The organism is Xanthomonas citri pv. mangiferaeindicae (assembly GCA_002240395.1).
Taxonomy (GTDB): Bacteria; Pseudomonadota; Gammaproteobacteria; order Xanthomonadales; family Xanthomonadaceae; genus Luteimonas; species Luteimonas citri_A.
In genome coordinates this window covers 429,750-454,629 of sequence record CP016836.1, presented here as the reverse complement: position 1 = coordinate 454,629, position 24,880 = coordinate 429,750, and the positions used below count along the sequence as shown (strand labels likewise).

General features: G+C 70.0%; 22 protein-coding genes and 2 pseudogenes. 12 read left to right on the top strand and 12 right to left on the bottom strand.

The window, feature by feature from the left end; translation table 11 throughout:
* Positions 1 to 72 precede the first annotated feature (72 nt).
* From BEN78_02005 to BEN78_01990, 4 genes are read left to right on the top strand one after another with little or no spacing between them, the layout of a single operon-like run.
* Complete coding sequence (locus BEN78_02005; GenBank protein ASR42350.1) at positions 73 to 732, top strand: TetR family transcriptional regulator; 660 nt, start codon at positions 73 to 75, stop codon at positions 730 to 732.
* Positions 729 to 1,676 (top strand): hemolysin secretion protein D, encoded by a 948-nt coding sequence (locus BEN78_02000; GenBank protein ID ASR42349.1) that lies wholly within the window; start codon positions 729 to 731, stop codon positions 1,674 to 1,676. The genes BEN78_02005 and BEN78_02000 overlap by 4 nt, the downstream gene beginning before the upstream one ends.
* 29 nt (positions 1,677 to 1,705) lie before the next feature.
* A complete protein-coding gene (locus BEN78_01995) occupies positions 1,706 to 2,659 on the top strand; it encodes an ABC transporter ATP-binding protein (GenBank protein ID ASR44846.1) in 954 nt (317 codons plus the stop codon).
* On the top strand, positions 2,656 to 3,753 hold the full coding sequence (locus BEN78_01990) for an ABC transporter (GenBank protein ID ASR42348.1): 1,098 nt from the start codon (positions 2,656 to 2,658) through the stop codon (positions 3,751 to 3,753). Before BEN78_01995 ends, BEN78_01990 begins: the two co-directional genes overlap by 4 nt.
* 41 nt (positions 3,754 to 3,794) lie before the next feature.
* On the opposite strand, the gene BEN78_01985 is transcribed toward BEN78_01990, so the two are convergent.
* Entirely contained in the window at positions 3,795 to 5,183 is a 1,389-nt protein-coding gene (locus tag BEN78_01985) for a tRNA (N6-isopentenyl adenosine(37)-C2)-methylthiotransferase MiaB (GenBank protein ID ASR44845.1), read from the bottom strand.
* A 221-nt stretch (positions 5,184 to 5,404) separates the two neighbouring features.
* On the opposite strand from BEN78_01985, the gene BEN78_01980 reads away from it, so the two are divergent.
* The 6 genes and pseudogenes from BEN78_01980 (at position 5,405) to BEN78_01955 (ending at position 10,279) form a co-directional block, all read left to right on the top strand.
* Positions 5,405 to 6,295 (top strand): transglycosylase, encoded by an 891-nt coding sequence (locus BEN78_01980; protein ASR42347.1) that lies wholly within the window; start codon positions 5,405 to 5,407, stop codon positions 6,293 to 6,295.
* Between the two features lie 146 nt (positions 6,296 to 6,441).
* Complete coding sequence (locus tag BEN78_01975; protein ASR42346.1) at positions 6,442 to 7,080, top strand: ubiquinol-cytochrome c reductase iron-sulfur subunit; 639 nt, start codon at positions 6,442 to 6,444, stop codon at positions 7,078 to 7,080.
* Positions 7,080 to 8,339: a cytochrome B gene (locus tag BEN78_01970; GenBank protein ID ASR42345.1), complete on the top strand. Its 1,260-nt coding sequence runs from the start codon at positions 7,080 to 7,082 to the stop codon at positions 8,337 to 8,339. Before BEN78_01975 ends, BEN78_01970 begins: the two co-directional genes overlap by 1 nt.
* Positions 8,332 to 9,075 carry a ubiquinol cytochrome C oxidoreductase gene (locus BEN78_01965; protein ID ASR42344.1) on the top strand — a complete coding sequence of 248 codons (744 nt, stop codon included), beginning with the start codon at positions 8,332 to 8,334 and terminating at the stop codon, positions 9,073 to 9,075. The genes BEN78_01970 and BEN78_01965 overlap by 8 nt, the downstream gene beginning before the upstream one ends.
* A 178-nt stretch (positions 9,076 to 9,253) precedes the next feature.
* Positions 9,254 to 9,874 (top strand): stringent starvation protein A, encoded by a 621-nt coding sequence (locus BEN78_01960; GenBank protein ASR42343.1) that lies wholly within the window; start codon positions 9,254 to 9,256, stop codon positions 9,872 to 9,874.
* 75 nt (positions 9,875 to 9,949) lie between these two features.
* A pseudogene (locus tag BEN78_01955) lies at positions 9,950 to 10,279 on the top strand (ClpXP protease specificity-enhancing factor).
* A gap of 234 nt (positions 10,280 to 10,513) precedes the next feature.
* Here BEN78_01955 and BEN78_01950 read toward each other — a convergent pair.
* The 3 genes from BEN78_01950 to BEN78_01940 form a co-directional block, all read right to left on the bottom strand.
* Positions 10,514 to 10,846: a hypothetical protein gene (locus BEN78_01950; protein ASR42342.1), complete on the bottom strand. Its 333-nt coding sequence runs from the start codon at positions 10,844 to 10,846 to the stop codon at positions 10,514 to 10,516.
* Between the two features lie 118 nt (positions 10,847 to 10,964).
* On the bottom strand, positions 10,965 to 11,843 hold the full coding sequence (locus tag BEN78_01945) for a nicotinate-nucleotide diphosphorylase (carboxylating) (GenBank protein ID ASR42341.1): 879 nt from the start codon (positions 11,841 to 11,843) through the stop codon (positions 10,965 to 10,967).
* Positions 11,844 to 11,942: 99 nt separating this feature from the next.
* Complete coding sequence (locus tag BEN78_01940; protein ID ASR42340.1) at positions 11,943 to 12,224, bottom strand: hypothetical protein; 282 nt, start codon at positions 12,222 to 12,224, stop codon at positions 11,943 to 11,945.
* Positions 12,225 to 12,556: 332 nt separating this feature from the next.
* On the opposite strand from BEN78_01940, the gene BEN78_01935 reads away from it, so the two are divergent.
* Together BEN78_01935 and BEN78_01930 are read left to right on the top strand one after the other, a co-directional pair.
* Positions 12,557 to 13,021, top strand: a complete 465-nt coding sequence (locus BEN78_01935; GenBank protein ID ASR44844.1) for a 5-(carboxyamino)imidazole ribonucleotide mutase — start codon at positions 12,557 to 12,559, stop codon at positions 13,019 to 13,021.
* 31 nt (positions 13,022 to 13,052) lie between these two features.
* The gene (locus BEN78_01930; GenBank protein ID ASR44843.1) at positions 13,053 to 14,207 is read left to right on the top strand and encodes a 5-(carboxyamino)imidazole ribonucleotide synthase; all 1,155 of its coding nucleotides are present in this window, start codon (positions 13,053 to 13,055) and stop codon (positions 14,205 to 14,207) included.
* A gap of 59 nt (positions 14,208 to 14,266) precedes the next feature.
* On the opposite strand, the gene BEN78_01925 is transcribed toward BEN78_01930, so the two are convergent.
* The 8 genes and pseudogenes from BEN78_01925 to BEN78_01890 form a co-directional block, all read right to left on the bottom strand.
* Positions 14,267 to 14,752, bottom strand: a complete 486-nt coding sequence (locus BEN78_01925) for a hypothetical protein (GenBank protein ID ASR42339.1) — start codon at positions 14,750 to 14,752, stop codon at positions 14,267 to 14,269.
* Positions 14,749 to 15,510, bottom strand: a complete 762-nt coding sequence (locus BEN78_01920) for a heme ABC transporter ATP-binding protein (protein ASR44842.1) — start codon at positions 15,508 to 15,510, stop codon at positions 14,749 to 14,751. Before BEN78_01920 ends, BEN78_01925 begins: the two co-directional genes overlap by 4 nt.
* A 23-nt stretch (positions 15,511 to 15,533) precedes the next feature.
* The gene (locus tag BEN78_01915) at positions 15,534 to 16,604 is read right to left on the bottom strand and encodes an ABC transporter permease (protein ID ASR42338.1); all 1,071 of its coding nucleotides are present in this window, start codon (positions 16,602 to 16,604) and stop codon (positions 15,534 to 15,536) included.
* On the bottom strand, positions 16,601 to 17,659 hold the full coding sequence (locus BEN78_01910) for a hemin ABC transporter substrate-binding protein (protein ASR42337.1): 1,059 nt from the start codon (positions 17,657 to 17,659) through the stop codon (positions 16,601 to 16,603). The genes BEN78_01915 and BEN78_01910 overlap by 4 nt, the downstream gene beginning before the upstream one ends.
* Positions 17,660 to 17,826: 167 nt before the next feature.
* Complete coding sequence (locus BEN78_01905; protein ID ASR42336.1) at positions 17,827 to 19,200, bottom strand: ATP-binding protein; 1,374 nt, start codon at positions 19,198 to 19,200, stop codon at positions 17,827 to 17,829.
* 151 nt (positions 19,201 to 19,351) lie between these two features.
* Positions 19,352 to 20,167, bottom strand: a complete 816-nt coding sequence (locus tag BEN78_01900) for a hypothetical protein (GenBank protein ASR44841.1) — start codon at positions 20,165 to 20,167, stop codon at positions 19,352 to 19,354.
* A gap of 241 nt (positions 20,168 to 20,408) precedes the next feature.
* A complete protein-coding gene (locus tag BEN78_01895) occupies positions 20,409 to 22,640 on the bottom strand; it encodes an outer membrane receptor protein (protein ID ASR42335.1) in 2,232 nt (743 codons plus the stop codon).
* 129 nt (positions 22,641 to 22,769) lie between these two features.
* Positions 22,770 to 24,778 (bottom strand): annotated as a pseudogene (locus BEN78_01890) (TonB-dependent receptor).
* Positions 24,779 to 24,880: the final 102 nt, after the last annotated feature.

Here is a 24,880-nt window from a genome sequence, read left to right as displayed (position 1 = left end):
CAGGGCGGTGTCGCGGCCCGGGATTCAGCGCGCATTCGGACATTAATTGATCGATCAATTAATATCACACGCATGGCCCGATCCCGCACCCCCGACCCCGCCCGCACGCCAGGGCGTCCGCCCGCCGGCGACACCGACCGGCGCGGCAGCGCGCTCGATGCCGCGCTCGCCTGCTATGTGCGCCGCGGCATCGCGGCGACCTCGCTGCGCGACATCGCCACCGAGGCCGGGGTGACCCCGGCGCTGCTGCATTACTACTTCCGCGACGCTGCCGGCCTGCGCGATGCGGTGATCGCCGAACGGCTGATGCCGGTGTTCGACGAGGTCCGCGAAACCCTACTGGGCATGGCGGACGCGTCGCTGCGCACGGTGCTGGTCGCATTCGTCGACCTGCTGTGCGCACTGGTCGCACGGCACCCGTGGATGCCGGCGCTGTGGATCCGCGAGGTGGTCAGCGAAGGCGGCGACCTGCGCGATCTGCTGGTCACCCGGCTGGCGCCGGAGATCAGTGCGTTCATGGCCGCGCGCTTCGCCCAGGAGCAGCAGGCCGGCCGGCTCAATCCCGCGCTGGATCCTCGGCTGCTGATGGTCTCGCTGGTCGGGCTGACGCTGTTCCCGGCCGCCGGCACCCCGATCTGGCGGCAATTGTTCGCCAGCGACGAGCTGGGCATCGACGACATCCGCCTGCACGCGCTCGCCTTGCTCGATCGCGGCCTGGAGCTGCCCGCATGACCCGTCTCCTCCCGCTCGCCGGTCTCGCGCTCGCGGCCGTGCTGCTCGCCGGCTGCAGCCGCGAGCCGCCGCATGCGCTCGGTACCCTGGAATACGACCGCATCACGCTGCCGGCCCCCGCTGCCGAGCGCATCGCCGAGATCGCGGTGCGCGAAGGTCAGCGCGTGGAGGCCGGCGAGCGCATCCTGACCCTGGAGCGGACCCGCGGCGATGCCCAGCTCGCGGCGGCCGAAGCGGAGGTCGCGCGCCAGCGTGAGGCGCTGGAGGAATTGCGCAACGGCGCACGCCGCGAGGACATCGACCAGGCGCGGGCCAATCTCGCCGCCGCACAGGCGCAGGCGCGCGATGCGCGCGCCTATTACGAGCGGTTGCAGCCGTTGGGCGGCCGGCAACTGGTCTCGGCGGCCGATGTCGATCGCGCGCGTGCGGCTGCCGGCAATGCCCAGGCGCAGGTCGCCGGCGCCCAGGCCGCGTTGGCCGAGCTGCAGAACGGCGCCCGCCCCGAGCAGATCGCGCAGGCCCAGGCTGCGCTCGAGGCCGCGCAGGCCCAGGCACGGACGCAGTCGGTCAGCACCGGGCGGCTGGATGTCGTCGCGCCACGCGCGGCGCGGGTGGACAGCCTGCCGTACCGGCTCGGCGACGAGGCCCCGGTCGGCGCGCCGCTGGCGGTGCTGCTGGTCGGCGAGCAGCCCTATGCGCGGGTCTACGTGCCCGAGCCGTTGCGACCCGGTGTGCAGGTGGGCGATCGCGCCACCGTGCGCGTCGGCGCCGCAGGGGAGCGCGTCTACGCCGGACGCGTGCGCATGGTGCGCAGCGAGCCGACGTTCACGCCGTACTACGCGCTCAGCGGCAAGGACGCCGCGCGCCTGAGCTATCTGGCCGAGGTCGAGCTCGAAGACGCCGACGACCTGCCGGCGGGCCTGCCGCTGCGGGTGGAATTCTGACGATGGGCGACGGACCTTCGATCGGCACGATGCCATCCGCGGCAGCCAGCGATGCCGCGGTCCACGCCCGTGGCCTGGTCAAGCGCTTCGGCGAGCTGGTCGCAGTCGACCATGTCGATCTGACCGTGCCGCGCGCCAGCGTCTACGGCTTCCTCGGGCCGAACGGCTCGGGCAAGTCGACCACGATCCGCATGCTCTGCGGCCTGCTGACCCCGAGCGAGGGCGATATCGAGGTGCTCGGCCTGCGCATTCCCGACCAGGCCGACGCGTTGCGCCTGCGCATCGGTTACATGACCCAGAAGTTCTCGCTGTTCGAGGATTTGACGGTGCGCGAGAACCTGGAGTTTCTCGCGGCGGTCTACGGTCTGCCGCGTGCGCAGGCGCGCGCCCGGGTCGACGAACTGGTCGAGCTCTATCATTTCGCCGATCGCCAGGGGCAGCTCGCCGGCACCATGAGTGGCGGCCAGAAGCAGCGCCTGGCGCTGGCCGGCGCGGTGATCCACCGGCCGGAGTTGTTGTTTCTCGACGAGCCGACCAGCGCGGTCGATCCCGAGTCGCGTCGCGACTTCTGGGACAAGCTCTTCGAGCTGGCCGACAGCGGCACCACGCTGCTGGTCTCGACCCACTACATGGACGAGGCCGAGCGCTGCCATCGCATCGCGATCCTCGACCGCGGCGTGCTGGTCGCCGACGGTGCGCCGGGCGCATTGGCGGACGAACTCTCAGGCCGCAGTGTCGAGGTGCACGCCGCGCAGCCGCGGCGGGCGCAGCAGGTCCTCGCCCGTCTGCCCAACGTGCTCAGCGTCGCCCAGATCGGCAACAGCCTGCGTGTGCTCGCACGGGACGGCGCGGATGGGGACGGCGGGCTGGCCGAGGCGCTGCGCGGCGCCGGGCTCGAGGCCGAGGTCCGGCCGGCGACACCCAACCTCGAGGACGTGTTCGTCGCCGCGACCCGTCGCGACGATGCGGAAGGCGCCGCATGAACCCGCTGCGCCGGCTCTGGGCCGTGGTGATCAAGGAGCTGCGGCAGATCCGCCGTGATCGGATCAGTCTGGTGATGATCGTGATGATTCCGGTCGTCGACCTGTTGCTGTTCGGCTACGCGATCAACTACAACCCGCGCGGGCTCGATGCGGCGATCGCCGACCAGGCGGTGACCGCGACCTCGCGCGCGGCGGTGATGGATCTGCAGGCGACTGGCGTCGTCGACACCGTCGCGGTCGTCGACAGTCCGCAGCAACTGGTCGAGATGCTGCGCCGGGGCGAGATCAGCGTCGGGATCACGATCCCGCCGGATTTCGAGCGCCGCATCCTCGATGGCCGTCCGGCGATGCAAGTCATGGTCGACGGCACCGACACTGTCGTGCAGGCGGCTGCGAACCAGATCGCGCAACTGCCGCTCGAAGACCCCGGTGGACATCGGGCCGCGCGCGCGGCGCCGCAGATCGAGGTCGTGAGTTTCTACAATCCCGAGCGGCGCTCGGCGGTGAGCATCGTGCCTGGGCTGATCGGCATCATTCTCACGATGACCATGACGATGTTCACCGCGATGGCGATCGTGCGCGAACGCGAGCGCGGCAACATGGAGCTGCTGATCGCCACCCCGCTGGCGCGCGGCGAGCTGATGGTGGGCAAGGTGCTGCCGTACGCGGCGATCGGCCTGATCCAGACCACGCTGATCCTGGTGCTTGGGTTCTGGTTCTTCGACGTGCCGCTGCGCGGCAGCCTGCTCGACGTCTACCTGGCGTCGCTGCTGCTGATCTTCGCCAACCTGGCGATGGGCCTGCTGATCTCCACGCATGCGCGCACGCAGTTCCAGGCGATCCAGGTGGCGATGTTGGTATTCCTGCCGTCGATCCTGATCTCGGGCTTCATGTTCCCGTTCGCCGGCATGCCCGAGGTGGTGCAGTGGGGCGCCGAGGCGTTGCCGATGACCCAGTTCCTGCGCCTGGTGCGCGGCATCATGCTGCGCGGCGCGAGTATCTGGGAACTGTGGCCGTCGATCCTGGTGCTGTGCGCGTTTACCGCGGTCACGATGGCGCTGGCGATCGCGCGGTTCCGCAAGCGGCTCGACTGACCCGTCGCCGCGGCGCGAGAACGCGGCGGCGTCAGGCCGTACTACGCGGCCGCGACGTCCTCGTCCAGGCGTACCCGGCCGCGCAGTGAGTTGCTGAGCGCGGCGGTGATCTCGACATCGACGAATTGGCCGATCAGGCGTTTCGGGGCGGGGAAGTTCACCGAGCGCATGTTCTCGGTCTTGCCGGTCAACTCGTTCGGATCCTTGCGTGACGGACCCTCGACCAGCACGCGCTGCACGCTGCCGACCATCCGCTGCGAGATGCCGGCCGCGTACGCATTGATATGTGCCTGCAGGCGCGTGAGCCGGGCGTGCTTCTCGGCCTGGGTCACCGTGTCTTCGAGGTCGGCAGCCGGGGTTCCCGGGCGGCGCGAGTAGATGAAGGAGAACGACTGATCGAAGCCCACGTCCTCGATCAGCTTCATCGTCTTCTCGAAGTCGGCCTCGGTCTCGCCGGGGAAGCCGACGATGAAGTCCGAGGAGATCGAGATGTCCGGGCGCACGGCGCGAAGTTTCCGGATCTTCTGCTTGAACTCCAGCGCCGTGTAGCCGCGCTTCATCGCCGAGAGGATGCGATCGCTGCCGGCCTGCACCGGCAGGTGCAGGTAGTTGGCCAACTGCGGCACGTCGCGGTAAGCCTCGATCAGCGAGTCGGAGAACTCCAGCGGATGCGAGGTCGTGAAGCGGATGCGCTCGATGCCGTCGATCTGCGCGATCGTGCGGATCAGCAGGCCGAGGTCAGCCACCTCGTCGCCGCCCATCGGCCCGCGGTAGGCGTTGACGTTCTGGCCCAGCAGGTTGATCTCGCGCACGCCCTGGCCGGCCAGCCGCACGACCTCGACCAGCACGTCCTCGAACGGTCGGCTGACCTCTTCGCCGCGGGTGTAGGGCACCACGCAGAACGAGCAGTACTTCGAGCAGCCCTCCATGATCGAGACGAACGCGCTCGGGCCCTCGGCACGCGGCTCGGGCAGGCGGTCGAACTTCTCGATCTCCGGAAAGCTGATGTCCACTTGCGGCTGGCCGGTCGCACGCTTGGCGCGGATCAACTCGGGCAGGCGGTGCAGCGTCTGCGGGCCGAACACCAGGTCCACATACGGCGCGCGCTTGACGATCGCCTCGCCCTCCTGGGACGCGACGCAGCCACCGACGCCGATCAACACCGGCTTGCCCCCTTGCTTGAGGGCCTTCCAGCGGCCGAGCTGGCTGAACACCTTCTCCTGCGCTTTCTCGCGGATCGAGCAGGTATTGACCAGCACGACGTCGGCTTCTTCGACATTGTCGGTGAGCTCCAGGCCCTCGGCGGCAGCGAGCACGTCGGCCATCTTGGCCGAGTCGTACTCGTTCATCTGGCACCCGTGGGTCTGGATGTAGAGCTTGCCGCGTGCGGGCAGCACCGGGCCGGGCGCGGCTGCGCCGTCGGCGGTCAGGACGGGAAGATCGAGGGTCGGCGCGGCGGGCGCCTGGGGAGCGGGCTGGGTCATGGCGTGTCCGGGGCGACGGCGCTGAGTCCGGGCCGGATGGCGGGTGGGGCGCAGAGTGTACCGGGCGCGCCGCGCGGCCGGGTCGCCCGTTCACAATCAAGCACTTGGCAACGCCGCCCGAAGACGCGACACTCCGCCGCGTGAAACGGGGATGGGGACACATTGCGATGCTCGGTCTGCTGGCGGCCTGTCCGGTCTCCGGCAGCACGCTGTATCGCTGCGACAGCGGCGACGGCATTCCCCAGTACGTCAGCAAGCGGGTGTCGGGTGCGAGCTGTCGCGCGGTCGCCACGGCGCCGGCGGCGCCGCGCCGGGCCGCCGCCTCCAAGCCCCAGGCCGCGCCTGCGACGGCGCCTGCCGGCGTGGATCGCGGCGCGCCGGCGACCTTCATGGGCGGAACGCCGAAGCCGGCCGCTGCGGCCAGCCCGGCCTCCACACCGCCCACGGCGACCCCGGCCCGCAGCGGCGGGCAGCGGCGGCTGCAGCAGGGCCAGGTCTATTCCTATGTCCGCGACGGCGTGCGCCATTACAGCAGCACCCGGCCGGCCGGCGGTGCGCAGGTCGCCTCGGTGCGCACCATCCGCTACAGCTTCTTCGAGACCTGCTACGCCTGCGGCGCGGCGCCGGGGGTCAACTTCGGCACCGTCCGGCTCAACCGCGAGGCCTATCGCGATGAGGTTGCGCGTGCGGCCAGTGAGTTCGGCGTCGAGGAGGCGATCGTGCGCGCGATCATGCATGCCGAGTCGGCGTTCAATCCCAATGCGCTCTCGCGCGCCGGCGCGCAGGGGCTGATGCAGCTCATGCCGGCGACCGCGCGGCGCTTTGGCGTGGTCAATGCCTTCGACCCGGAGCAGAACATCCGCGGGGGCGTGGCGTACCTGGCCTGGCTGCTGCGACGCTTCGACGGCGACCTGACCCTGGCCGCGGCCGGCTACAACGCCGGCGAGGGCGCGGTCGACCGCCACAAGGGCGTGCCGCCCTACAGCGAGACCCAGCGCTATGTGCAGCGCGTGGGGACCCTGGCCGAGCGCTATCGCGGCCAGGTCGCCAGCCGCTGAGCGTGGTGCAGGTGCGACATTTCGACCCAATTGTCGCTCGATTCAGGGTTCAGCTACACTGGCACACATCGATGCGGCCGCCCGCGGAACGGGGTTGGTCCGTGGCAGCCAGCGCACAGTAGCTACCGAAGTTTTGCGGAGTACCGATGGTCGACGAAGCGGTGATCGGACCTGGCGGCGGGGATGAGCCAGTCAATGTGGGGCGGCGCCGGTTTCTGACCGCGAGCACCCTGGTCGTGGGCGCGGTGGGGGCGGGCATCACGGCCATTCCCTTCATCAAGTCCTGGAATCCCAGCGCACGTGCGCAGCTCGCCGGCGCGCCGGTGACTGTCGACATCAGCGCGCTCGAGGAAGGTCAGCGTCTGATCGCCGAGTGGCGCGGTCAGCCGATCTGGATCGTCAAGCGCTCCAAGGCGATCCTCGACGCACTGCCCACGCTCGACGACAGGCTCAAGGACCCCGAGTCCAGCAACGTCGACCAGCAGCCGGCGTATGTGCGCGAGGCGAACCCGGAACTGCGCTCGATCAAGCCCGACATCTCGGTGCTCGTCGGCCTGTGCACGCACCTGGGCTGCTCGCCGGAGATGGTCGCCGAGATCCGGCCGGCGCCGTTCGACGCCGACTGGAAGGGCGGCTACTTCTGCCCCTGCCACAAGTCGAAGTTCGACATGGCCGGCCGCGTCTATGACGGCGTGCCCGCGCCGACCAACCTCCTGGTGCCGCCGCACTACTACGCCGACGACAACACCCTCGTCATCGGCGTCGATCCGAAGGGAGCCGCGTGATGGCCAACGTCCTCGTCCGCGGCGCCAACGGCGTCTTCAACTGGGTCAACGAGCGTGCACCGGCTTTGATGCCGATGTACCGCAAGCACATGACCGAGTACTACGCGCCGAAGAACTTCAACATCTGGTACATCTTCGGCGTGCTGTCGCTGGTCGTGCTGGTCAACCAGATCCTGACCGGCATCTTCCTGACGATGCACTACAAGCCGAGCGCGGCGGAAGCCTTCGCCTCGGTCGAATACATCATGCGCGACGTGGAGTGGGGCTGGCTGATCCGCTACATGCACAGCACCGGCGCCTCGCTGTTCTTCATCGTCGTCTACATCCACATGTTCCGCGGCCTGATGTACGGCTCCTACCAGAAGCCGCGCGAGCTGGTGTGGATCTTGGGCATGCTGATCTACCTGGTGCTGATGGCCGAGGCGTTCCTGGGCTACGTGCTGCCGTGGGGCCAGATGTCGTTCTGGGGCGCGAAGGTGATCATCTCGCTGTTCGGCGCGATCCCGGTCATCGGCAACGGCCTGACCGAATGGATCATGGGCGACTACCTGCCCAGCGACGCCACCCTCAACCGCTTCTTCGCGCTGCACGTGATCGCATTGCCGCTGGTGCTGCTGCTGCTGGTCGTCCTGCACCTGGGCGCGCTGCACGAGGTGGGGTCCAACAACCCCGACGGTGTCGAGATCAAGAAGGGCCCCAAGGGCAACCGCTGGTCGAAGTCCGCACCGGCCGACGGCATCCCGTTCCACCCGTACTACTCGGTCAAGGACGGCTTCTACGTCTGCTTCTTCCTGATCATCGCGGCGTTCATCATCTTCTTCGCCCCGGCGTTCGGCGGCTGGTTCCTCGAGCACGACAACTTCACCGCGGCCAATCACCTGGTCACGCCCGAGCACATCAAGCCGGTGTGGTACTACACACCTTATTACGCGATGTTGCGCGTGGTGCCGCACAAGCTCAGTGGTGTGATCGTGATGTTCTCCGCGATCGCGGTGCTGTTCCTGATCCCGTGGCTGGACCGGTGCAAGGTCAAGTCGCACCGTTACCGTGGTCCGCTGACCAAGATCATGCTGCTGCTGTTGGCCGTGTGCTTCGTCTGGCTGGGCAAGATCGGTGCCGGCCCGGGTACCGATCCGGTCGAGACCATCGTCGGTCGCGTGCTGACCTTCCTCTACTTCGCTTTCTTCATCACGATGCCCCTGTGGACCAAGCTCGACAGGACCAAGGCCGTGCCCGATCGGGTGACGATGCATGACTAACCGACTCATTGCCCGCATCGCCGTCGCGGCGGCCGGCCTGCTGCTGTCGTTCGGCGCGCTGGCCGCGGCCGGCGGCCCGGTCCAGCATGCCGGCACGGATCTGGGCGACCGCGCCTCGCTGCAACGCGGCGCACAGGCCTACATGAACTACTGCGCGGGCTGCCACTCGCTCAAGTTCATGCGCTACTCGCGCATGGCCCAGGACCTGGGGCTGACCGAGGACGAGGTGATGAACAACCTCAACCTCACCGGCGCGGCGTTCGGCGAGCACATCATGTCGTCGATGCCGGCCGAGCACGCGGCCAAGTGGTTCGGCCAGACCCCGCCGGATCTGAGCCTGATTGCCCGCGTGCGCGGCGCCGACTGGATCTTTACCTACCTCAAGTCGTTCTATCTCGACGAGACCCGCCCGCTGGGCTGGAACAACGCGCTGTTCCCCAACGCGTCGATGCCCAACCCGCTGTGGGAGATGCAGGGCCTGCAGCGCCCGATCTACGGCGAGGCGGCCGAAGGCGCCGACCCGGTGGTCGAACACCTGGAGATCGCCACCCCGGGCACCCAGGACGCGCAGCAGTTCGACCAGACGGTCCGCGACATCACCGCGTTCCTGGAGTATGTCGGCGAGCCGGCGGCCCTCAAGCGCCAGCAGATGGGCGTCTGGGTGCTGCTGTTCCTGGTGCTGCTGACCTTCATGGCCTGGTTGCTGAAGAAGGAATACTGGCGCGACGTCCACTGACGCCTTGCGGGCCGGGTGCGTCCCACCCGGCCCGGCATCGGCCCGGTGCCATTGCCGGGCGGCTCAGGGAAATGCGAGACTCGGGCACCGCGACAATCGTCTGCGAGGTGCAGGCGGCATCGCGAGGGCTGGCGGAGCCAGTCTTACGGACAGGCCGAGAAAGGCCACGGGTGCATCCATGCGAAACGTGTTGACACTGTTTTCCTCGGTCGATGATGTGCTGTGCCATCGGGCGCGGCTGGTGCTCGCGGCCAAGGGCGTCACCTACGACATGGTCGTGGTCGACCCGCGCAACCCGTCCGAGGACCTGATCGACCTCAATCCCTACCACTCGGTGCCGACCCTGGTCGAGCGCGAGCTGGTGCTCTACGCGGCCAGCGTGGTCAGCGAGTACCTCGACGAGCGCTACCCGCATCCGCCGCTGATGCCGGTCGATCCGCTGTCGCGCGCGCGGCTGCGCCTGGCCATGCTGCGCATCGAGCACGACTGGGTGCCGCAGGTGCAGGCCATCCAGATGGGCAACAAGGCCCAGGCCGAAGCCGGCCGCAAGCGGCTCAAGGAACTGCTGACCGCCTCGGTGCCGCTGTTCAAGGCCAGCAAGTTCTTCCTCAATCCCGAAATGAGCCTGGCCGACTGCGCGATGGCGCCGATCGTCTGGCGTCTGCAGGCGCTGGAAATCCCGCTGCCCAAGGATGGCGTCAAGGCGATCGAGGACTACGGCAACCGTATCTTCCGCAGCCCCGGTTTCGTCCGCAGCCTGACCCCGCAGGAACGCGCGCTGCGCCCGCTGCCCGAGTGAGTGCGCTGCGACACCGGCCGCGTGCCGGCGCCGCATCGCTGCCCGCTGCCGTCACGAGCCGTTAGACTGTTGCGCATGACGGACCAAGCGCCTGCGATGACCAGCCACCGCCCGTACCTGCTGCGTGCGCTGTACGAGTGGATCGCCGACAACGGCATGACCCCCCACATCCTGGTCGATGCGCGCCGTGCCGGCGTGCGCGTGCCGGCGCATGCTGTGCAGGACGGGCGCGTCGTGCTCAACATCGCCGACCGGGCGGTGGCGCGGCTGGAGATGGACAACGACAGCGTGCGTTTTTCCGCGCGCTTTGGCGGCGTCAGCCAGTCGGTCGTGGTGCCGATCGCCGCGGTGCTGGCGGTCTACGCCCGCGAGACCGGGCAGGGCATGGCGCTGCCCGAGGACATCGTCGCGTCCGGCGATGCGCAGGACTCAGACGAGGCGCAGGTCGAGGATGCACCCGCAACGGCGCCTACGCGGCCGACCTTCGCGTCGGTGGACGGTGGCGCGCCCGATCGCGACGGCGACACCGATGGCCCGCCCGACGACGACACCCCCCCGAGCCGCGACGCGGGCATCTGCGGGTCATCAAGTAACACGTGAGTACGTCTGGCGCCGGTTGTGCGTCAGGCGCTGCCGGGGTCAGTCCAGCGCCGCGGCGTCGCGGCGCGTCGGTCCACTGAACGCGACCAGTCGCTCGCCGCGCAGCACCAGTTGGCCGACATGGCGCTCGATGCCGTCCTCGGAATACTCGAAGCGGAAACTGCGCTCCACGCGCAGGCGCCCACTGTCGTCGCGGCGCAGGCGCATCGCATAGGCGTGCACGCTCTGGTCGAGCCATTGCACGCCGGCGCGCTCGCAGGCCTGCCGGCCGAGCTGGCCGGCGCGCTCGGCAGCGCCCCGTGCTGCGCTCCACCATAAGAACGCGGCGAATGCGGCCAGCATCGCGAAGATCATCGTCGGGAAATCGGGCATGGACGCAATGTGGCGGCGCGCGGTGGCGCATGCAAGTCACGTGCGGGCACATGCGCCACGCAAACGGGTCGGGGCTGCGTTCGGGGCACCCGGCCTGGACAGGTCGGACCTGCTGCGGTCAGACGTCCCGTAGCTTGAGCGACAGATCGATCGCCTGCACATGCTTGGTCAGGGCACCGATCGAGACATAGTCGACGCCGTCGGCGGCGATCGAGCGCAGGGCCTCGAGGTCGACGCTGCCCGATACCTCCAGCGGGATGCGGCCCTCGAATGGCGCGGCGTGCGCGATGGCGACGGCCTCGCGCCGCATCGCCGCGTCGAAGTCGTCGATCAGGATGCGCGTGCAGCCGGCGGCGAGCGCCTCGCGCAGTTCGTCAAGCGTTTCCACCTCGACCACCAGCGGCAGGCCGGGGGCCCGGGTCTGGGCATCGGCGATCGCGGCGGCGATGCCGCCGGCAGCGCGGATGTGGTTCTCCTTGAGCATCACCGTGTCGTAGAGCCCGAGGCGGTGGTTGTCGCCGCCGCCCGTGCGCACCGCGTACTTCTGCGCCAGGCGCAGGCCCGGCAGCGTCTTGCGGGTGTCGAGCAGGCGCGTGCCGGTGCCGGCCAGCGCGGCGACATGCTGCGCGGTGGCGGTGGCCGTCGCACTCAAGGTCTGCAGGAAGTTCAGCGAAGTGCGCTCGGCGGAGACCAGTGCGCGGCTGCGTCCGGCGAGTGTGGCGAGCACGGTGCCGGCGGTGACGCGGTCGCCCTCGGCGACGTGCCAGTCGATCCGCACGTCCGGGTCGAGCGCGCGATGGCAGGCGTCGAACCACGGCCGGCCGCAGATCACCGCGTCCTGCTTGCACAGCAAGTTGGCGGTGGCCGCGCGGTCGGGCAGCAGGGCCGCGGTCACATCGCCCGTGCCCAGATCCTCGGCCAGCGCCGCCGCGACGTTGGCGGCGACTGCGTCCGGGTCTGGCGGGGCGAGGCGAGGCGGGGCTGGGCGTTGGGTCATGCGTGTCGTCCGATGGCGGGCCGGTCGTGGCGCGGGGTGTTCGGTGCGGCCGGGCCAGGGGTGGCCGGGCGCCCGATCACGCCGCTGGCGCCCCGATCATCAGGCGCGCGCGCCATCCTTCGGAAAGTCGGCGACCTGTCCGGTTGCGATGCCGTCCTCGACCAGCAGCACCGGAATGCCGTCGTCCACGCGGTAGACGCGCTTGCGGTCGTGGGTGATCAGCGCCTCGCGCAGCGGCTCGTTCTGCGCCGTGCCGTCCTCGCGCTGCAACGCGCCGGCGGCGATCGCGGCATTGAGCGCATCCAGGCCAGGGCGGTCGAGCAGCGACAGCGGCTGGCGGCTGGCGGGGCAGACGAGGATGTCGAGCAACTTGCGGTCCATGGGGCGGGGTCCGGGCGTTCACAGGAATCGCGGAAGCGTACCACCTCGCATCGCCGACGCCGGAGCACCACGCACTGTGCCTGTGGGCGGGCATCGGGGTCAGAGTGCGATTTCGCTTTGCGAAATTGCACTCTGACCCCGGTTTGCGCGCCTTGCGGGCGGCTGTCCATCCGAGATGGTGCGCCATTCCCGCATATGGACAAGAACCTCTAAAATGCCGGTTTGAGGCCGGAGCCCGCGCAATGTCAGCCAACGACCACAGCAGCACGTCCGCCAGCGCCGCGTCAGGCGACCGGGCCGCGACCGGCAGAGCGCCGGTCGTGGGCATCGTGATGGGCTCGCGCTCGGACTGGGAGACGATGCAGCACGCCGCGCAGAAACTCGAGCAGCTCGGCGTGCCGCACGAGGTCCGCGTCGTCTCCGCGCATCGCACGCCGGATGTGCTGTTCGACTACGCGGCGTCGGCGCGCACGCGCGGCCTGCGCGCGATCATTGCCGGCGCCGGCGGCGCTGCGCACCTGCCGGGCATGCTGGCCGCCAAGACCGCGGTGCCGGTGCTCGGGGTTCCGGTGCAGTCCAAGGCCTTCAACGGGCTCGATTCATTGCTGTCGATCGTGCAGATGCCGGCCGGGGTCCCGGTCGCGACGTTCGCGATCGGCAATGCCGGCGCGGCCAACGCCGCGCTGTTCGCCGCGGCGATGCTGGCCGCCGACGACGCGGCGGTCGCGCACGCGTTGGACGCCTTCCGGCAGCGGCAGACCGAAGAGGTCGCCGCCAATGACGATCCGCGTCGATGAGCGCGGTCGCAGCAACGGAGCACGCGCAGGCATGACGACGGTCGGGATTCTGGGCGGCGGCCAGTTGGCGCGCATGCTGGCCTTGGCGGGTCATCCGTTGGGACTGAATTTCCTCGTGCTCGACGGCGCCGCCGACGCCTGCGCTGGCCAATGTGCACCGCTGCTGCTGGGCGACTACGCCGATCCGGCAGCATTGGCCGATCTGGCCGCGCGGGTGGACGTGGCGACGTTCGATTTCGAGAACGTGCCCGCCGACGGCGCGCGCCGGCTCGCCGCCGACGTGCCGGTGTTTCCCAATCCCGATGCGCTGGCGCTGAGCCAGGACCGGTTGGCCGAGAAGACGCTGTTTCGCGAGCTCGGCATCCCAGTGCCGGATTTCGCCGATATCGTCACCCGCGCCGATCTCGACGCCGCGGTCGCGCGCCTGGGCATGCCCTGCATCCTCAAGACGCGGCGGTTGGGCTACGACGGCAAGGGCCAGTTCCGGATCCGCGAGACGGCCGACATCGACGCCGCCTGGGACGCGCTCGGCGCGCAGGCGCAGGCGACCGGCCTGATTCTCGAGGGCTTCGTCGCGTTCGAGCGCGAGCTCAGCGTGGTCGCGGTACGCGGGCGCGACGGCACGTTCCGCACCTGGCCGCTGACCGAGAACCGCCACGTCGATGGCGTGCTGTCGACCAGCCTGGCGCCGGCGGTTGCCGATGCGGAGACGGTGCGCACCGCGACCGCGCATGCGCGCGCGATCGCCGAGCGGCTGGACTACGTCGGCGTGTTCGCGCTGGAACTGTTCTGCCGCGGCGACGAGCTGCTCGCCAACGAGCTCGCGCCGCGTGTGCACAACTCCGGGCACTGGACGATCGAAGGCGCCGAGACCTCGCAGTTCGAGAACCACCTGCGCGCCGTGCTCGGCCTGCCGCTGGGCGAGACCGCGCCGCGTGGCGTGTCGTGCATGCTCAACTGGCTCGGTGCGATGCCCGACGCCGCCGCCGCGCTGGCCGTGCCCGGCGTGCACTGGCACGACTACGGCAAGCAGCCGCGCGAGGGCCGCAAGGTCGGCCATGCGACCGTCCGCGCCGACGATACGCAGACGCTGGCCCAGCGCCTGACGACCCTGGGCGAGGCGCTGGGCCGGCAATCGCAAGTCGCGCCGGTCGTCGCGCGGCTGGGCGCTCCCACCGCCGTGTGATCTCCGCGCTCTCGGGTACTTAGGGCGATGAGGCGGCGCGTCCGGCGCGCCGCACGCCGTCAGTCACGCGACGACGGCGCCCGCGCGCTGCGGTCGGGCCGCGCCACCGCCCAGAAACTGGCGGCCACCAGCACCCAGCACAGGCCGAGCGACAGCGGCACCACCGGTCGCTCGACGAGGGTCTGGAACAGGTAGGCGATCGCGTAGTCCCAGCCGTAGCCGAGGAAGCCGGCGATGTGGATGACTGCCCACAGCACCAGCGCCATGACGGACCACGCCACCACGTAGGACGACAGCGTGCTGCGCTCGAGCCTGCGCAGCGCCGCGTGGACCGGTAGCCCGATCAACAACATCGCGACGTAGCCGAGCGAAAGTCCAATGGCGGCGCCGAGCGCCAGCCGCTGGCCGCGGCTGAGCTCGGAAAGGATCGCGTCGGTGATCGGAAAGGACACCCGGACGTAGGCGATCGCGAAAGCGGCTGTCCACACCGGCGCGATCGCGGCGGCCGCCAACGTGCGTTTCCAGGACCCGAGGCCGCGGCTCATCTGGGATCGTCGCTGACCACCAGCGGCACGCCGCGGGTCGGGTGCTCGAGCACCAGCACCGGCTGCCGGTACACCCGCTCGATGGTCTCGCGGGTCAGCACCTCGCGCGGGCTGCCATCGGCGGCGACGCGGCCGTGCTGCAGCATGACGATGCGGTCGGCATGACCGGCGGCGAGGTTGAGGTCGTGCAGCACGACGATCACGCAGGCGCCGTCGTCGGCCAACTGACGGGCGGTCCGTAGCACCGCCTCCTGATGCTGCAGGTCGAGTGCGGCGGTGGGCTCGTCCAGGAACACCACCGGCGTGGTCTGCGCGAGGACGCGCGCGAATGCGGTACGCGAGGCTTCGCCGCCCGAGAGTGTCTGCACGTCACGGCCGGCGAGGTGGACGATATCGGCCGTCGCCATCGCCGCCTCGGCGATGCGGGTGTCCTGCGCCGGGGCCGGCGGGTGCGGCAGACGGCCCATCGCGACGACCTCGCGCACGCTGAAGGCGAAGCGCACCGCGTGGTCCTGCGGCAGCACGCTGCGCTCGCGCGCCAGCGCGCGTGCCTTCCAGTCGCGCAGCGGTGCGCCCGCGAACCGGACGTGGCCCGTTGCCGGAACCAGGTCGCCGGAGGCCACGGCCAGCAGGGTCGACTTGCCGGCGCCATTGGGGCCGACGAGCGCGGTCAGCGTGCCGCGCGCGAAGCGCAGATCGACGTCGTCGAGGATCGCGCGGCCGTCGATGCGCACGCTCGCGCGCTCGATCGCCAACACGTCCTGGACGGCATCGACCGTGCTCACGCGCCGCCCCGCTTGCGGCCGCGCAGTACCAGCCACAGGAAGAACGGCGCGCCGAGCGCGGCGGAGAACAGGCCTAGCGGGATTTCCGACGGCGGATCGAGGCTGCGTGCGGCGGTATCGGCCAGCACCACCAGCAGGCCGCCGGTCGCGCCCGACAACGGCAGCAACCAGCGATGGCCGGGGCCGGCGAGCAGGCGCACGAAATGCGGCACGACCAGACCGACGAAGCCGACCACGCCGGCGAATGCGACCGCCGAGCCGACCAGCAGCGCGCAGACCGCGACCAGCAGTGCGCGCGTGCGACGCACGTCCAGGCCGATGTGCTGGGCCTGGCGTTCGCCCAGCGCGAGCATGTCCAGCGGCGTCGCCAGGCGCGTCAGTGCGATCGCGCCGATCGCAAACGCCGGCACCGCGGCCAGCAGGTCGCCCCAGTCGGCCATCGCCAGCGAACCCATCTGCCAGAACACCAGCGACTGCAGTTCGTCGCTGCGCGCGATATAGGTGAAGAACCCGATCGCCGCCGAGCAGCCCGCGGCGATCGCGATGCCCACCAGCAGCAACGTCGCGGTGCCGCCGCCGCGATCGGGGCGGGCGAGCAGATAGATCAACGTGGTCGTCGCCGCGCCGCCGACGAATGCGGCGACCGGAATCGTCCAGGCGCCGAACACGGTGGCGCCGAGCACGATTGCCGCCACTGCGCCGAGCGCCGCGCCGTGGGTCACGCCCACGATGCCCGGGTCGGCCAGCGGGTTGCCGAACAGGCCCTGCAGGCCCGCACCGGCCATGGCCAGCGAGGCGCCGACAATGACTGCCAGCAGCGCGCGCGGCACGCGCAGGTTCCAGACCACCGAGATGTCGCGTTGGGTCAATGTGCCGGCATCGGCCAGGCCCAACTGGTGGGCGATCACGTGCATCACATCGCCCGGCGGGATCCGCAGCGGGCCGACACCGAACGACAGCACGATCACCAGCGCCAGCAGCGCGAGCATGCCGACGAACAACAGGCCGCCGGGCGGCCGCCTGACCTGGCCGGTGCGCCGCGGCGTCGCGCGGCCCTCGGCACTCATGCGCCGGGCTGGGCGTCGAGCTCGGCGGCCAGTTCGGCCAGCGCGGTCGCCAACGCCAGCGCGCCGGTGCCGCTGGCGACGCTGGTCGCCTTGAGCTGCAGGTCGGGCATCACCCAGACGCGGTTGGCGATGCCCGCCGGCGTCTGCCGCAGGGTCGGGTAGGCCTTCCACAGGCCGTCGGGTCCGCCGAACACGCGCAGGTCGTCCTCGCTGACCAGGATCACGTCCGGGTCGGCGGCGATGATGCCTTCGTTGCTCAGCTGCGAGTAGTTGGCCACGCGGGCCTCATCGCCGACGTTGATGCCGCCGGCCAGGCGGATGACTTCGGCCGCCGCCGTGTCGGCGCCACCGACAGTGGGCGCGCCCCCGCCGCCGGTGGCCGAGACATGGATCACCCGCGGGCGGCGGGTGTGGCGCGCGGCGATGCCGGCGGCCTCGTCGAGCTGGGCCTGCACGCGCGCGGCCAGGTGTTCGCCCTCATCGGCATGGCCGAATGCGGCGGCGATCTTGCGGACCTTGTCCGGCGCCGGCTGCAGTTCGTCGACGATGATCATCGCGTGGCCGGCATCGCGCAGCGGCTGGGCGAGCTTGCCGTGCCGGCGCAGGCTGTTGCCGACGAACAAGGTGCCGTCGAGGCTCAGCACGCCCTCGATGCCGGTGGTGCGGTTGAACAGGAAATGGTGCGGCGCCTTGCGCCCGGTTTCGGTGACGCTGTTGACCGGCGCGGCGAACACCTGGTCCGACAGGCCGAGCGCGTCCATGACCATGACGATGTCGTCGTTGCCGACGATCGTGCGGCTGGTGTCGGTGATGGTGACCTCGACGCCGTCGTCGGAGCGAACGGTCGCCGGCAGGTCCTGGGTCGAACGCGGCACCTGCGGAATGTCGGTGCCGGCGACGCGGCGCCAGCCGTCGGGCAGTGCCGTGTCCGCGACGTCGGTGGCGGCCTGCGGGGAGGCGGCGCCGTCGTCGCCGTTGCGGGCGCAGCCTGCGAGGGCACAGGCCAGACTGGCGGCGAGCAGGGCCGCATGGCGGATCGTGACGCGCTGGACCATCGGGCTGTCACCTTGTCGAATCGGTTGAAGACGCAGCGGCCGGACGGGGCCGGCCGCTGCGGATATGGATTTTAGCCGGTATCGCCCATCGGGCGGCCGCGCGCCGCGTGCGCTGCCCACGCCACCGAAGTGGCGCGGGCACCGGTCTCGGCACGCCGCCGGCGCGATCAGCGAGCCTTGGGCGCGATCCGGCGGATGTGGTCGCCCTTGGGGTCTTCGGCGCCGCGCGCCTTGTTCACCGAGTAGACGACGCCGTCGGCGCCCTTGCTGACGTGGTTGGGGAAGCTGCCGCCGTCGAAGTTCGCCACGACCTGGCCGTTGTCGTCGACCACGGTGATCGTGTCGGCGCCGCGATTGACGACGTAGGCCAGGCGCTGGCTCGGCTCGTAGGACACGTTCAACGCGCCGGCGCCGACGTAGACGTCATGGTCGATCGTGCCGGTCTGCGGGTCGACGATGAGCAGGTTGTCGCTGCCCTGCGACACCACCAGCAGGCGCTGGCCGACCGGATTCCAGGCCACGCCGATCGCGCTGCGGGCATTGACCAGCGGGACCACCTTGTCCACGGTGTTGTTGGCGGTATCGATGACCGCAGCTTCCGGCGTGGACATGCTCGCGGTGTAGAGCTTGCCGGTCGCGATGTCCAGATCGAGGCTGGTCGGCGCGAAGGATTCGCCGCGCACGCCGGACTCGATGACGATGTTGTCGAGCTGGGTCAGGCGCTTGGCGTCGAACACCGAGATGAAGTTCTCGCCCGATGCCGTGGCGTAGACGCGGCCACGCTGCGTGTCGACGACGACGTCGCGCGCGTGCGGTACGGCGCCGACCGGGAACTGCTTGACCAGCGACAGGTCGGACTGGCGGTAGACGGCGACCGTGTCCTGGCGGGTGTTGGTGACCCAGACGTTGCCGTTGGCATCGTCGACGCCGACGCCGTACACGGCGAAGACGCCGCCGGCCGGTGCCGCGCCGGGCGTGGCGCTCGCCACGACTTGCAGCGACTGCGGGTCGACCTTCTGCAGCGCCGACACCGTGACCGGCGGGCGGCCGACTGCGCTGGTCACGAACAGGGCGTCGTTCTTCGCGCTGTAGGCCACCTGGTACAGGCCCGGCGCGAGCTTGGCGCTGCGCACGTCGAAGCGCGCTTCACCCGACACCGGCAACTGCTGCGAGACCTTCAGCTCGAGGATCGAGGCCGCGTCCGGGCCGCTGGTGCGCACGACTACCGGGTGCACGCCGACGGCGGCATCGGCTGGAATCGCGACCCGGCCCTTGAAGGCGCCCTGGGCGTCGGCGACGAACGGCTGCGCGTTGAGGACGGTCTCGCCGCGCTGCAGCGTGACCTGCTGGCCGGGCTTGAAGCCGCTGCCGTTGAGCTCGACCTCGCTGCCCGGCAGCACGACCTGGCTGGCGGCGCGGACGTTGCCCTTGAAGTCGGTATCGGGCTGGCTGAACACCTGGGCGCCGGCGAGGCCGGTCACGGCCGAAAGTGCAAGGGCGAGGGCGGCCAGCCGCAGGCGGCGGGAAGGCGAGGTTGTCATGACGGACTCCTGGAGCGCTGAAAGAACCGGCGGAACGTGCAGCCGGAAGAAGGGAAACACGGTGGCTGGGACGTCGGACGTCGTGGCGATGGCGGACGCCGGCAAAGCCGGGGTCCGGGTCGGGCGGGGCGCGGCCTGGGCCGCGCCGGGATCATCGTGCCGGGTCCACGCCATCGGCGTGGCTCGGCGTGTCGCTGTGGTCGGCGATGCCGGCAACGGCATGGAGCGTCCACATCAGCGAGGCCCGGAACATCGGGCCGTGGGTCAGTTCGGGGAACTCACGATAGGTGACCTGCAGGCCGTCGACGCCGGACAGGCGCTCGGCGAGCCTGTGCGCCGCGTCCGGCGGCGCGGCTTCGATGCGGCGCAGGTGGACCTGCACACGCGGATCCGACAGGTCGCGGTGCGCGACCTGCCGCGTGCGCTCGCCTTCGCCCAGTCCGATCAGCACGCGCGCCCGGCGCCCGGCGTTGTTGGCCACGAACCGCTGCTCGGGTGCGCCCAAAAGCGCGCCGTCGCCCCACCACAGCGACGGACTGCCGGCAGCGTAGGTATCGAACGCGCCGGTCCGCGTGTACAGCGTGTGCAGCGCGAACAGACCGGCCAGCGAATGGCCCCACAGCGTCTGCTGCGCCGGGTCGGTCTGCACCCGGCGGGCGACCTCGGGCCGGATCGTGCGCTCGAGGGTCTCGAGCATCGCGTCGGCCCCGCCGCCGCCAACGATCGTGCCGCCGCCGCGCACCGGCCGTTCGCCTTCGAACGGGGTGTAGTCGCGCGTGCGCGCCTGCGAATCGATCCGCAGATCATTGGGGTAGCCGACGAACACCAGCGCATGCGGCACCGGTTGGGCGGCGAGTTCGGCCAGCAGTGCATCGTCGAATTCGACCAGCGCGGCATTGCCGTCGAGCATCCACAGCGCCGGATAGCCGGCGGCCGGTGCCGGCGTCTTCGGCACTGCGACGTGCACGCGCCAGGTGCGCTGGCCGTCGCGGCTGGCGATGTCGAAGCGTTCGAAGGCGTAGTGGGGCGAGGCGTGGTCGGCGACGGTCTGACCGATCGCACGCGTGGGGTCGCGCTGCTGCGCGGCCGCGGTCGACGGCACGGCCTGCAGCGCGAGCAGCAGGCCGGCGGCTGTGGCCAGCGTCGCCAGGCGGATCGGGCGGTGGGAGGTGGGGCGGCGGGTGTGCATGGGCGTGCGCATCGAGAGCTCAGAACCCGATGTTGGTGCTGACGAACCAGGCGCGTCCAGGTTCGTTATAGGTGTAGGCGCCGGCCCCCTGGATCTCGTTGGGTGTGCCGAGATTGACGCCAGAGGCGTTGCCGCGGCGGAAGATGCGCTTGTCGAGCAGGTTGTCGACGCCCAGCGTGACGCTGACCCGATCGGTGATGCGGTAGCGCCCGCTCAGGCCCACGAGTGCGTAGGGCGGCATGCGGTCGGCGGCGCTGCCGGTGACCGGGCGGCCCTGGTAGTCGAGGCGCTGCGGCACCTGCTCGCCATAGAACGTCGCCTTGGCCAACAGCGACAGGCGCGCGCTGGCGCGCCAGTCCAATGCGGTGTTGACCGTGTACTCGGGAATCGTCGACAGCGCGTCGCCGGTGCTTCGGTTCTTGGACTCGAGCATCCAGGTCACATTGGTGTTCCAGCGCAACGTGTCCGCCAGCGGCAGCTCCACGCTGCCCTCCAGGCCCTCGATCACCGCCTTGGGAATGTTGTCCCAGCGGAACACGTCGACGTTGCCGACGCGATCGATCGCGACGTGGCCGGCCTCGACCTTGTCGCGGTAGTCGTTGCGGAACCAGGTCAGGCCGGCCTGCACGCGGCCGTCGGCGAACTGCACGCCCACTTCCTTGTTGACGCTGGTCTCGGCGTCGAGTGCATCGTTGCCGACCAGGAAGCACGGACCGCCACCTCCCCAGCAGCCGATGCCCGCGCTGTAGAGCGAGTAGCCGGCGTTGCTCTGATAGAGGTTGGGCGCCTTGTAGGCGCGGGCGATGCCGGCGCGCAGCGTCCAGGATGGCAGGAACGCGAACGCGGCGCTGACCGCCGGGCTGAGGTTGCCGCCCAACTGGTCATGGTGGTCGTAGCGCAGCGTCGGGGTCACGGTCAGCGCGTCACCGATGTAGACATTGTCCTCGACGAACACCGAGGCGATGCGCGCATCGGTGCGGCCGCTCCATTGGGTCGGCGGCACCGGTACGTTCGGCTGCGGATTGCGGTCCTTCAGGCCGGAGGCGTTGTCCTCGAGTCGGCTGTCGACCCACTCGGCGCCGACCGTCAGCACGTGGTCGACGCTGTCGCCGGTCATCGTGTGGTTGACTTCGCCATGCAGGGTGAGCGTGCGCAGGTCGATGTCGCCGAACCCGCCGTCAACGATGAAGATGCCCTCGGTGCCACCGGCCAGGCCTTCGAGCAGGCGGGTGTTGCGGGTCTTCTCGACGGCGGCGTAGGCCAGTGAGCGGGTGGCCTGGCCGTATTCGCCGCGATGGCTGACGTCGAACGTCCGGCGGTAGAGCCGGTTGGTCTCCGCATCGATCCACTTGAGCACTTCGGGATTGCGGTTGGTGTTCTGGGTATCGCCGGCATAGAGATTGCCCTGGCGGCTGAACCCCGCGCCCACGTCGATCCGGTGGCCGGGCAACACGTCCCAAAGCAGCTTGGCCGCAGCGTTGCGGTTGCGCACACCCTCGCGTCCGGCAGGAAAGGTGCCGGCATTGCTGCCGCTGCGTGCCGAGGCATGATCGCGGTTGATGGCGAAGTCGTCGGATTCGGCCTTGCCGGCGCTGCCCGACAGGCGGAACGAGAGCCGATCGGTCAGGGGCCCGCTTATCTGCAGGCCGGCGCGCTGGCTGCCGCCGTCGACACCGTGGGTGGGCACCAGCCCGTAGACGCTCAGCGAGCCGCCGAACTGCGGGCCCGGCGCACGGGTGACGATGTTGACCACACCGCCGGCCGCGCCGCTGCCGTAGCGCGCAGCCGCCGGACCGCGCAGCACTTCGATGCGCTCGATCTGCTCGGGCGGCACCCAGCCGGTGTCGCCGCGCGAGTCGCGCTCGCCGCGCCAGCCGTAACGCACCGAGTTGCGGCTCGAGACGGGGATGCCGTCGACGAGGATCAGGGTGTTCTCCGGACCCATGCCGCGGATGTCGATCTGGCGGTTGTTGCCGCGCTGGCCGCTGGTCGAATTGCCGGTCAGATTGACGCCCGGCAACGTGCGCAGGAACTCGGCGATGTCGTTGCGCGGCGGCTGGCGCTCGATGTCGTCGGCAAGCACGGTGGACGCGCCCAGCGCCTGGCGTGCGATCTGCTCGGCGGTGACCCGCACGGTGTCGAGCGTCGTTGCGTCCCCCGGCGTCTGGGACAGTGCCGTGAGCGGCAGCAGCGCGGCGATGGCGCTGGTCAACAGGGCGGGACGGAGGAGCGGGCGGGAGCGAACGGGCATGGGGGATCCGAGACGGCGCAGAACGAGGCGCGTGAAGGCCTCGTTATTTTATGGTTTATGAGATTGATTCTCAATCGTGACGTCCGATGCATGGGACGAACAGGCCGCCCCATGCATGACGATGGCCGCTCAGAATCGTGCGGTGGCCCCCACGAACCACGTGCGGCCGCCGCCGTCGTAGTTGCTGCCGTCTTCCAGCGTCGATTCGTCGGTGAAGTTGCGCACGCCTGCGCGCAGCGTCAGATGGGCGTTGACGTCGAAGCCACCGACCAAGTCCCAGGTGGTGTAGGCCTTGGCGAAGGTCGGGCTGGTGGCCGAGATCAATTGCTCGCCGACATGCTGGGCGCTCAGCGACAACGCCCAGGCGTCGTCGATGCGCCAGTCCAGCGAGGTGTTGGCGGTGAGCTTGGGCACCACCAGCAGGCTGGCGCCGGTGGTGCGGTTCTTCGACTCGAGCATCCGGGTGGCATTGGTGGACCAGGTCAGGCGTTCGTGCAACGGCACGACGATGCTGGCCTCGACGCCGCGGGTGCGCGCCTCCTGCAGGTTCTGCGCGACCGTCCACCAGAACCCGTTGACATAGCTGCTGTCGAAGCCGGGCAGGGCGCTGAGCGGCATCTGCTCGATCTTGTCCTCGAAGTCGGTGTGGAAGTAGGTCGCCGCCAGCGACCAGCCATCGCGGTCGAAGCCGGCGCCGATCTCGTAGTTGGTGCTCGTCTCCGGCTCGAGGTTGGGATTGCCGGCCATGTAGCAGCCGCGGGTGCCGTCGGCGTTGGGGCGGTAGGTCGGCGAGGAGGTATCGGTAGTCCAGCCCTCGGGCGCGAGGCTGCGGCAGCCATTGCCGCCGGACTGGGTCGCCGCGCCGGCCGAGCCCTGCTTGAGGTTGGGCGCGCGGAAGCCGCGCGATACACCGCCGCGCACCGTCCAGTCGCGCGACGGATGCCAGACCGCGTAGACGCGCGGACTCAGATTGTCGTCGTAGTTCTCGGTGTTGTCCCAGCGCAGGCCCAGCGTCAGCGTGAGGTTGTCGCGCAGCGACAGATGGTCTTCGACGAACAGCGCCCAGGCGTCGGCCTCGCTCTTGGGGCTGATCCGGCCGCTGCCGGTCCAGGTCACCGGCACGGTGCCGATCGTATCGACGTTCTGCAGCTCCTCCCGCTTCCATTGGCCGCCCACGTTGAGGGCATGCGGCACGCCCCAGTCGAAGCCGGTATTGAAGACGGCATCAAACACCGTCTCCTTGGCGTGGTTGCCCACCGCACTGCCCTCGTCTTCGTAGTCGTTCTGGACCAGGGTCGCCTTCGAGGTCGAGGCGTCGCCGTAGCGGCCGTCATGGCTGAGCACGTAGCCGGTGTGCACCAGCTTCGACAGGCCGAACGCGTCGAGTGCTTGCCCACCCACGTTGCGCTGTACGCCATGCGAGGCCTCGAACCCGATGGCATGGTCGTCGTTGACGCGCCACTGGAGCAGGGCGTTGGCAGTCTCGGAGCGCGTGCCGGGCGTCCGCCCGATGCCGGTGCCGGTATCGGAGTCGCGATCGGTCAGGTTGGCGCCGACCCGAAGGCCCAGGCGCTCGGTCAGCGGGCCGCTGAACCGGGCGCCGAGCTGGACCGTGTCGCCGCGGTCCGAGGCGTCGGGCAGGCTGTAGTTATAGGTGGCGGTGCCCCCCAGGTGGGCGCGATCTTGCGGGTGATGATGTTGATCACGCCGCCCATGGCGTCGGAGCCGTACAGCGACGACATCGGGCCGCGAACCACCTCGATGCGCTCGATCATGTCCGGCGACAGCCAGTCGAGATCCTGGGCGCCCAGATTGTCGCGGTAGTTGACGCCCGACGAATTGCCCTGGCGGCGACCGTCGATGAGGATCAGCGTGTACTGCTCCGGCAGACCGCGCAGCCGGATCTTGGCCTGCGCGCCCGACAGGGCGTAGCCGCCGGTCACGCCGGGGATCGTGCTCAGCAACTGCCCGAGGCTGCCGACGGGCTTGCGTTCGATGTCCTCGCGCGTGATCACGCTGATGCTCGCCGGGGCGTCGCGGATCCACTGCTGCACGCCGGTCGCGGTGACCACGACGGTATCGAAGTCGGTCGCCGCCGGGGGCGGCGTGGTGGACTGGGCGGCAGCGGGCTGCGCCAGGACGAGCGCGACCACGGCCGCGAGCGGGGAGAAGGCGAGACGGTATGACATCGGAACTCCGAAGGGCGTCGCTACTGAATAGGCGGGTCTTTGCCTGCGCGC

Bases quoted from the DNA above. Each gene is read 5' to 3' on its own strand.
- BEN78_02005 (ASR42350.1), top strand. From the start codon at position 73: ATGGCCCGATCCCGCACCCCCGACCCCGCCCGCACGCCAGGGCGTCCG.
- BEN78_02000 (ASR42349.1), top strand. From the start codon at position 729: ATGACCCGTCTCCTCCCGCTCGCCGGTCTCGCGCTCGCGGCCGTGCTG.
- BEN78_01995 (ASR44846.1), top strand. From the start codon at position 1,706: ATGCCATCCGCGGCAGCCAGCGATGCCGCGGTCCACGCCCGTGGCCTG.
- BEN78_01990 (ASR42348.1), top strand. From the start codon at position 2,656: ATGAACCCGCTGCGCCGGCTCTGGGCCGTGGTGATCAAGGAGCTGCGG.
- BEN78_01980 (ASR42347.1), top strand. From the start codon at position 5,405: ATGCTCGGTCTGCTGGCGGCCTGTCCGGTCTCCGGCAGCACGCTGTAT.
- BEN78_01975 (ASR42346.1), top strand. From the start codon at position 6,442: ATGGTCGACGAAGCGGTGATCGGACCTGGCGGCGGGGATGAGCCAGTC.
- BEN78_01970 (ASR42345.1), top strand. From the start codon at position 7,080: ATGGCCAACGTCCTCGTCCGCGGCGCCAACGGCGTCTTCAACTGGGTC.
- BEN78_01965 (ASR42344.1), top strand. From the start codon at position 8,332: ATGACTAACCGACTCATTGCCCGCATCGCCGTCGCGGCGGCCGGCCTG.
- BEN78_01960 (ASR42343.1), top strand. From the start codon at position 9,254: ATGCGAAACGTGTTGACACTGTTTTCCTCGGTCGATGATGTGCTGTGC.
- BEN78_01950 (ASR42342.1), bottom strand. From the start codon at position 10,846: ATGCCCGATTTCCCGACGATGATCTTCGCGATGCTGGCCGCATTCGCC.
- BEN78_01945 (ASR42341.1), bottom strand. From the start codon at position 11,843: ATGACCCAACGCCCAGCCCCGCCTCGCCTCGCCCCGCCAGACCCGGAC.
- BEN78_01940 (ASR42340.1), bottom strand. From the start codon at position 12,224: ATGGACCGCAAGTTGCTCGACATCCTCGTCTGCCCCGCCAGCCGCCAG.
- BEN78_01935 (ASR44844.1), top strand. From the start codon at position 12,557: ATGGGCTCGCGCTCGGACTGGGAGACGATGCAGCACGCCGCGCAGAAA.
- BEN78_01930 (ASR44843.1), top strand. From the start codon at position 13,053: ATGACGACGGTCGGGATTCTGGGCGGCGGCCAGTTGGCGCGCATGCTG.
- BEN78_01925 (ASR42339.1), bottom strand. From the start codon at position 14,752: ATGAGCCGCGGCCTCGGGTCCTGGAAACGCACGTTGGCGGCCGCCGCG.
- BEN78_01915 (ASR42338.1), bottom strand. From the start codon at position 16,604: ATGAGTGCCGAGGGCCGCGCGACGCCGCGGCGCACCGGCCAGGTCAGG.
- BEN78_01910 (ASR42337.1), bottom strand. From the start codon at position 17,659: ATGGTCCAGCGCGTCACGATCCGCCATGCGGCCCTGCTCGCCGCCAGT.
- BEN78_01905 (ASR42336.1), bottom strand. From the start codon at position 19,200: ATGACAACCTCGCCTTCCCGCCGCCTGCGGCTGGCCGCCCTCGCCCTT.
- BEN78_01895 (ASR42335.1), bottom strand. From the start codon at position 22,640: ATGCCCGTTCGCTCCCGCCCGCTCCTCCGTCCCGCCCTGTTGACCAGC.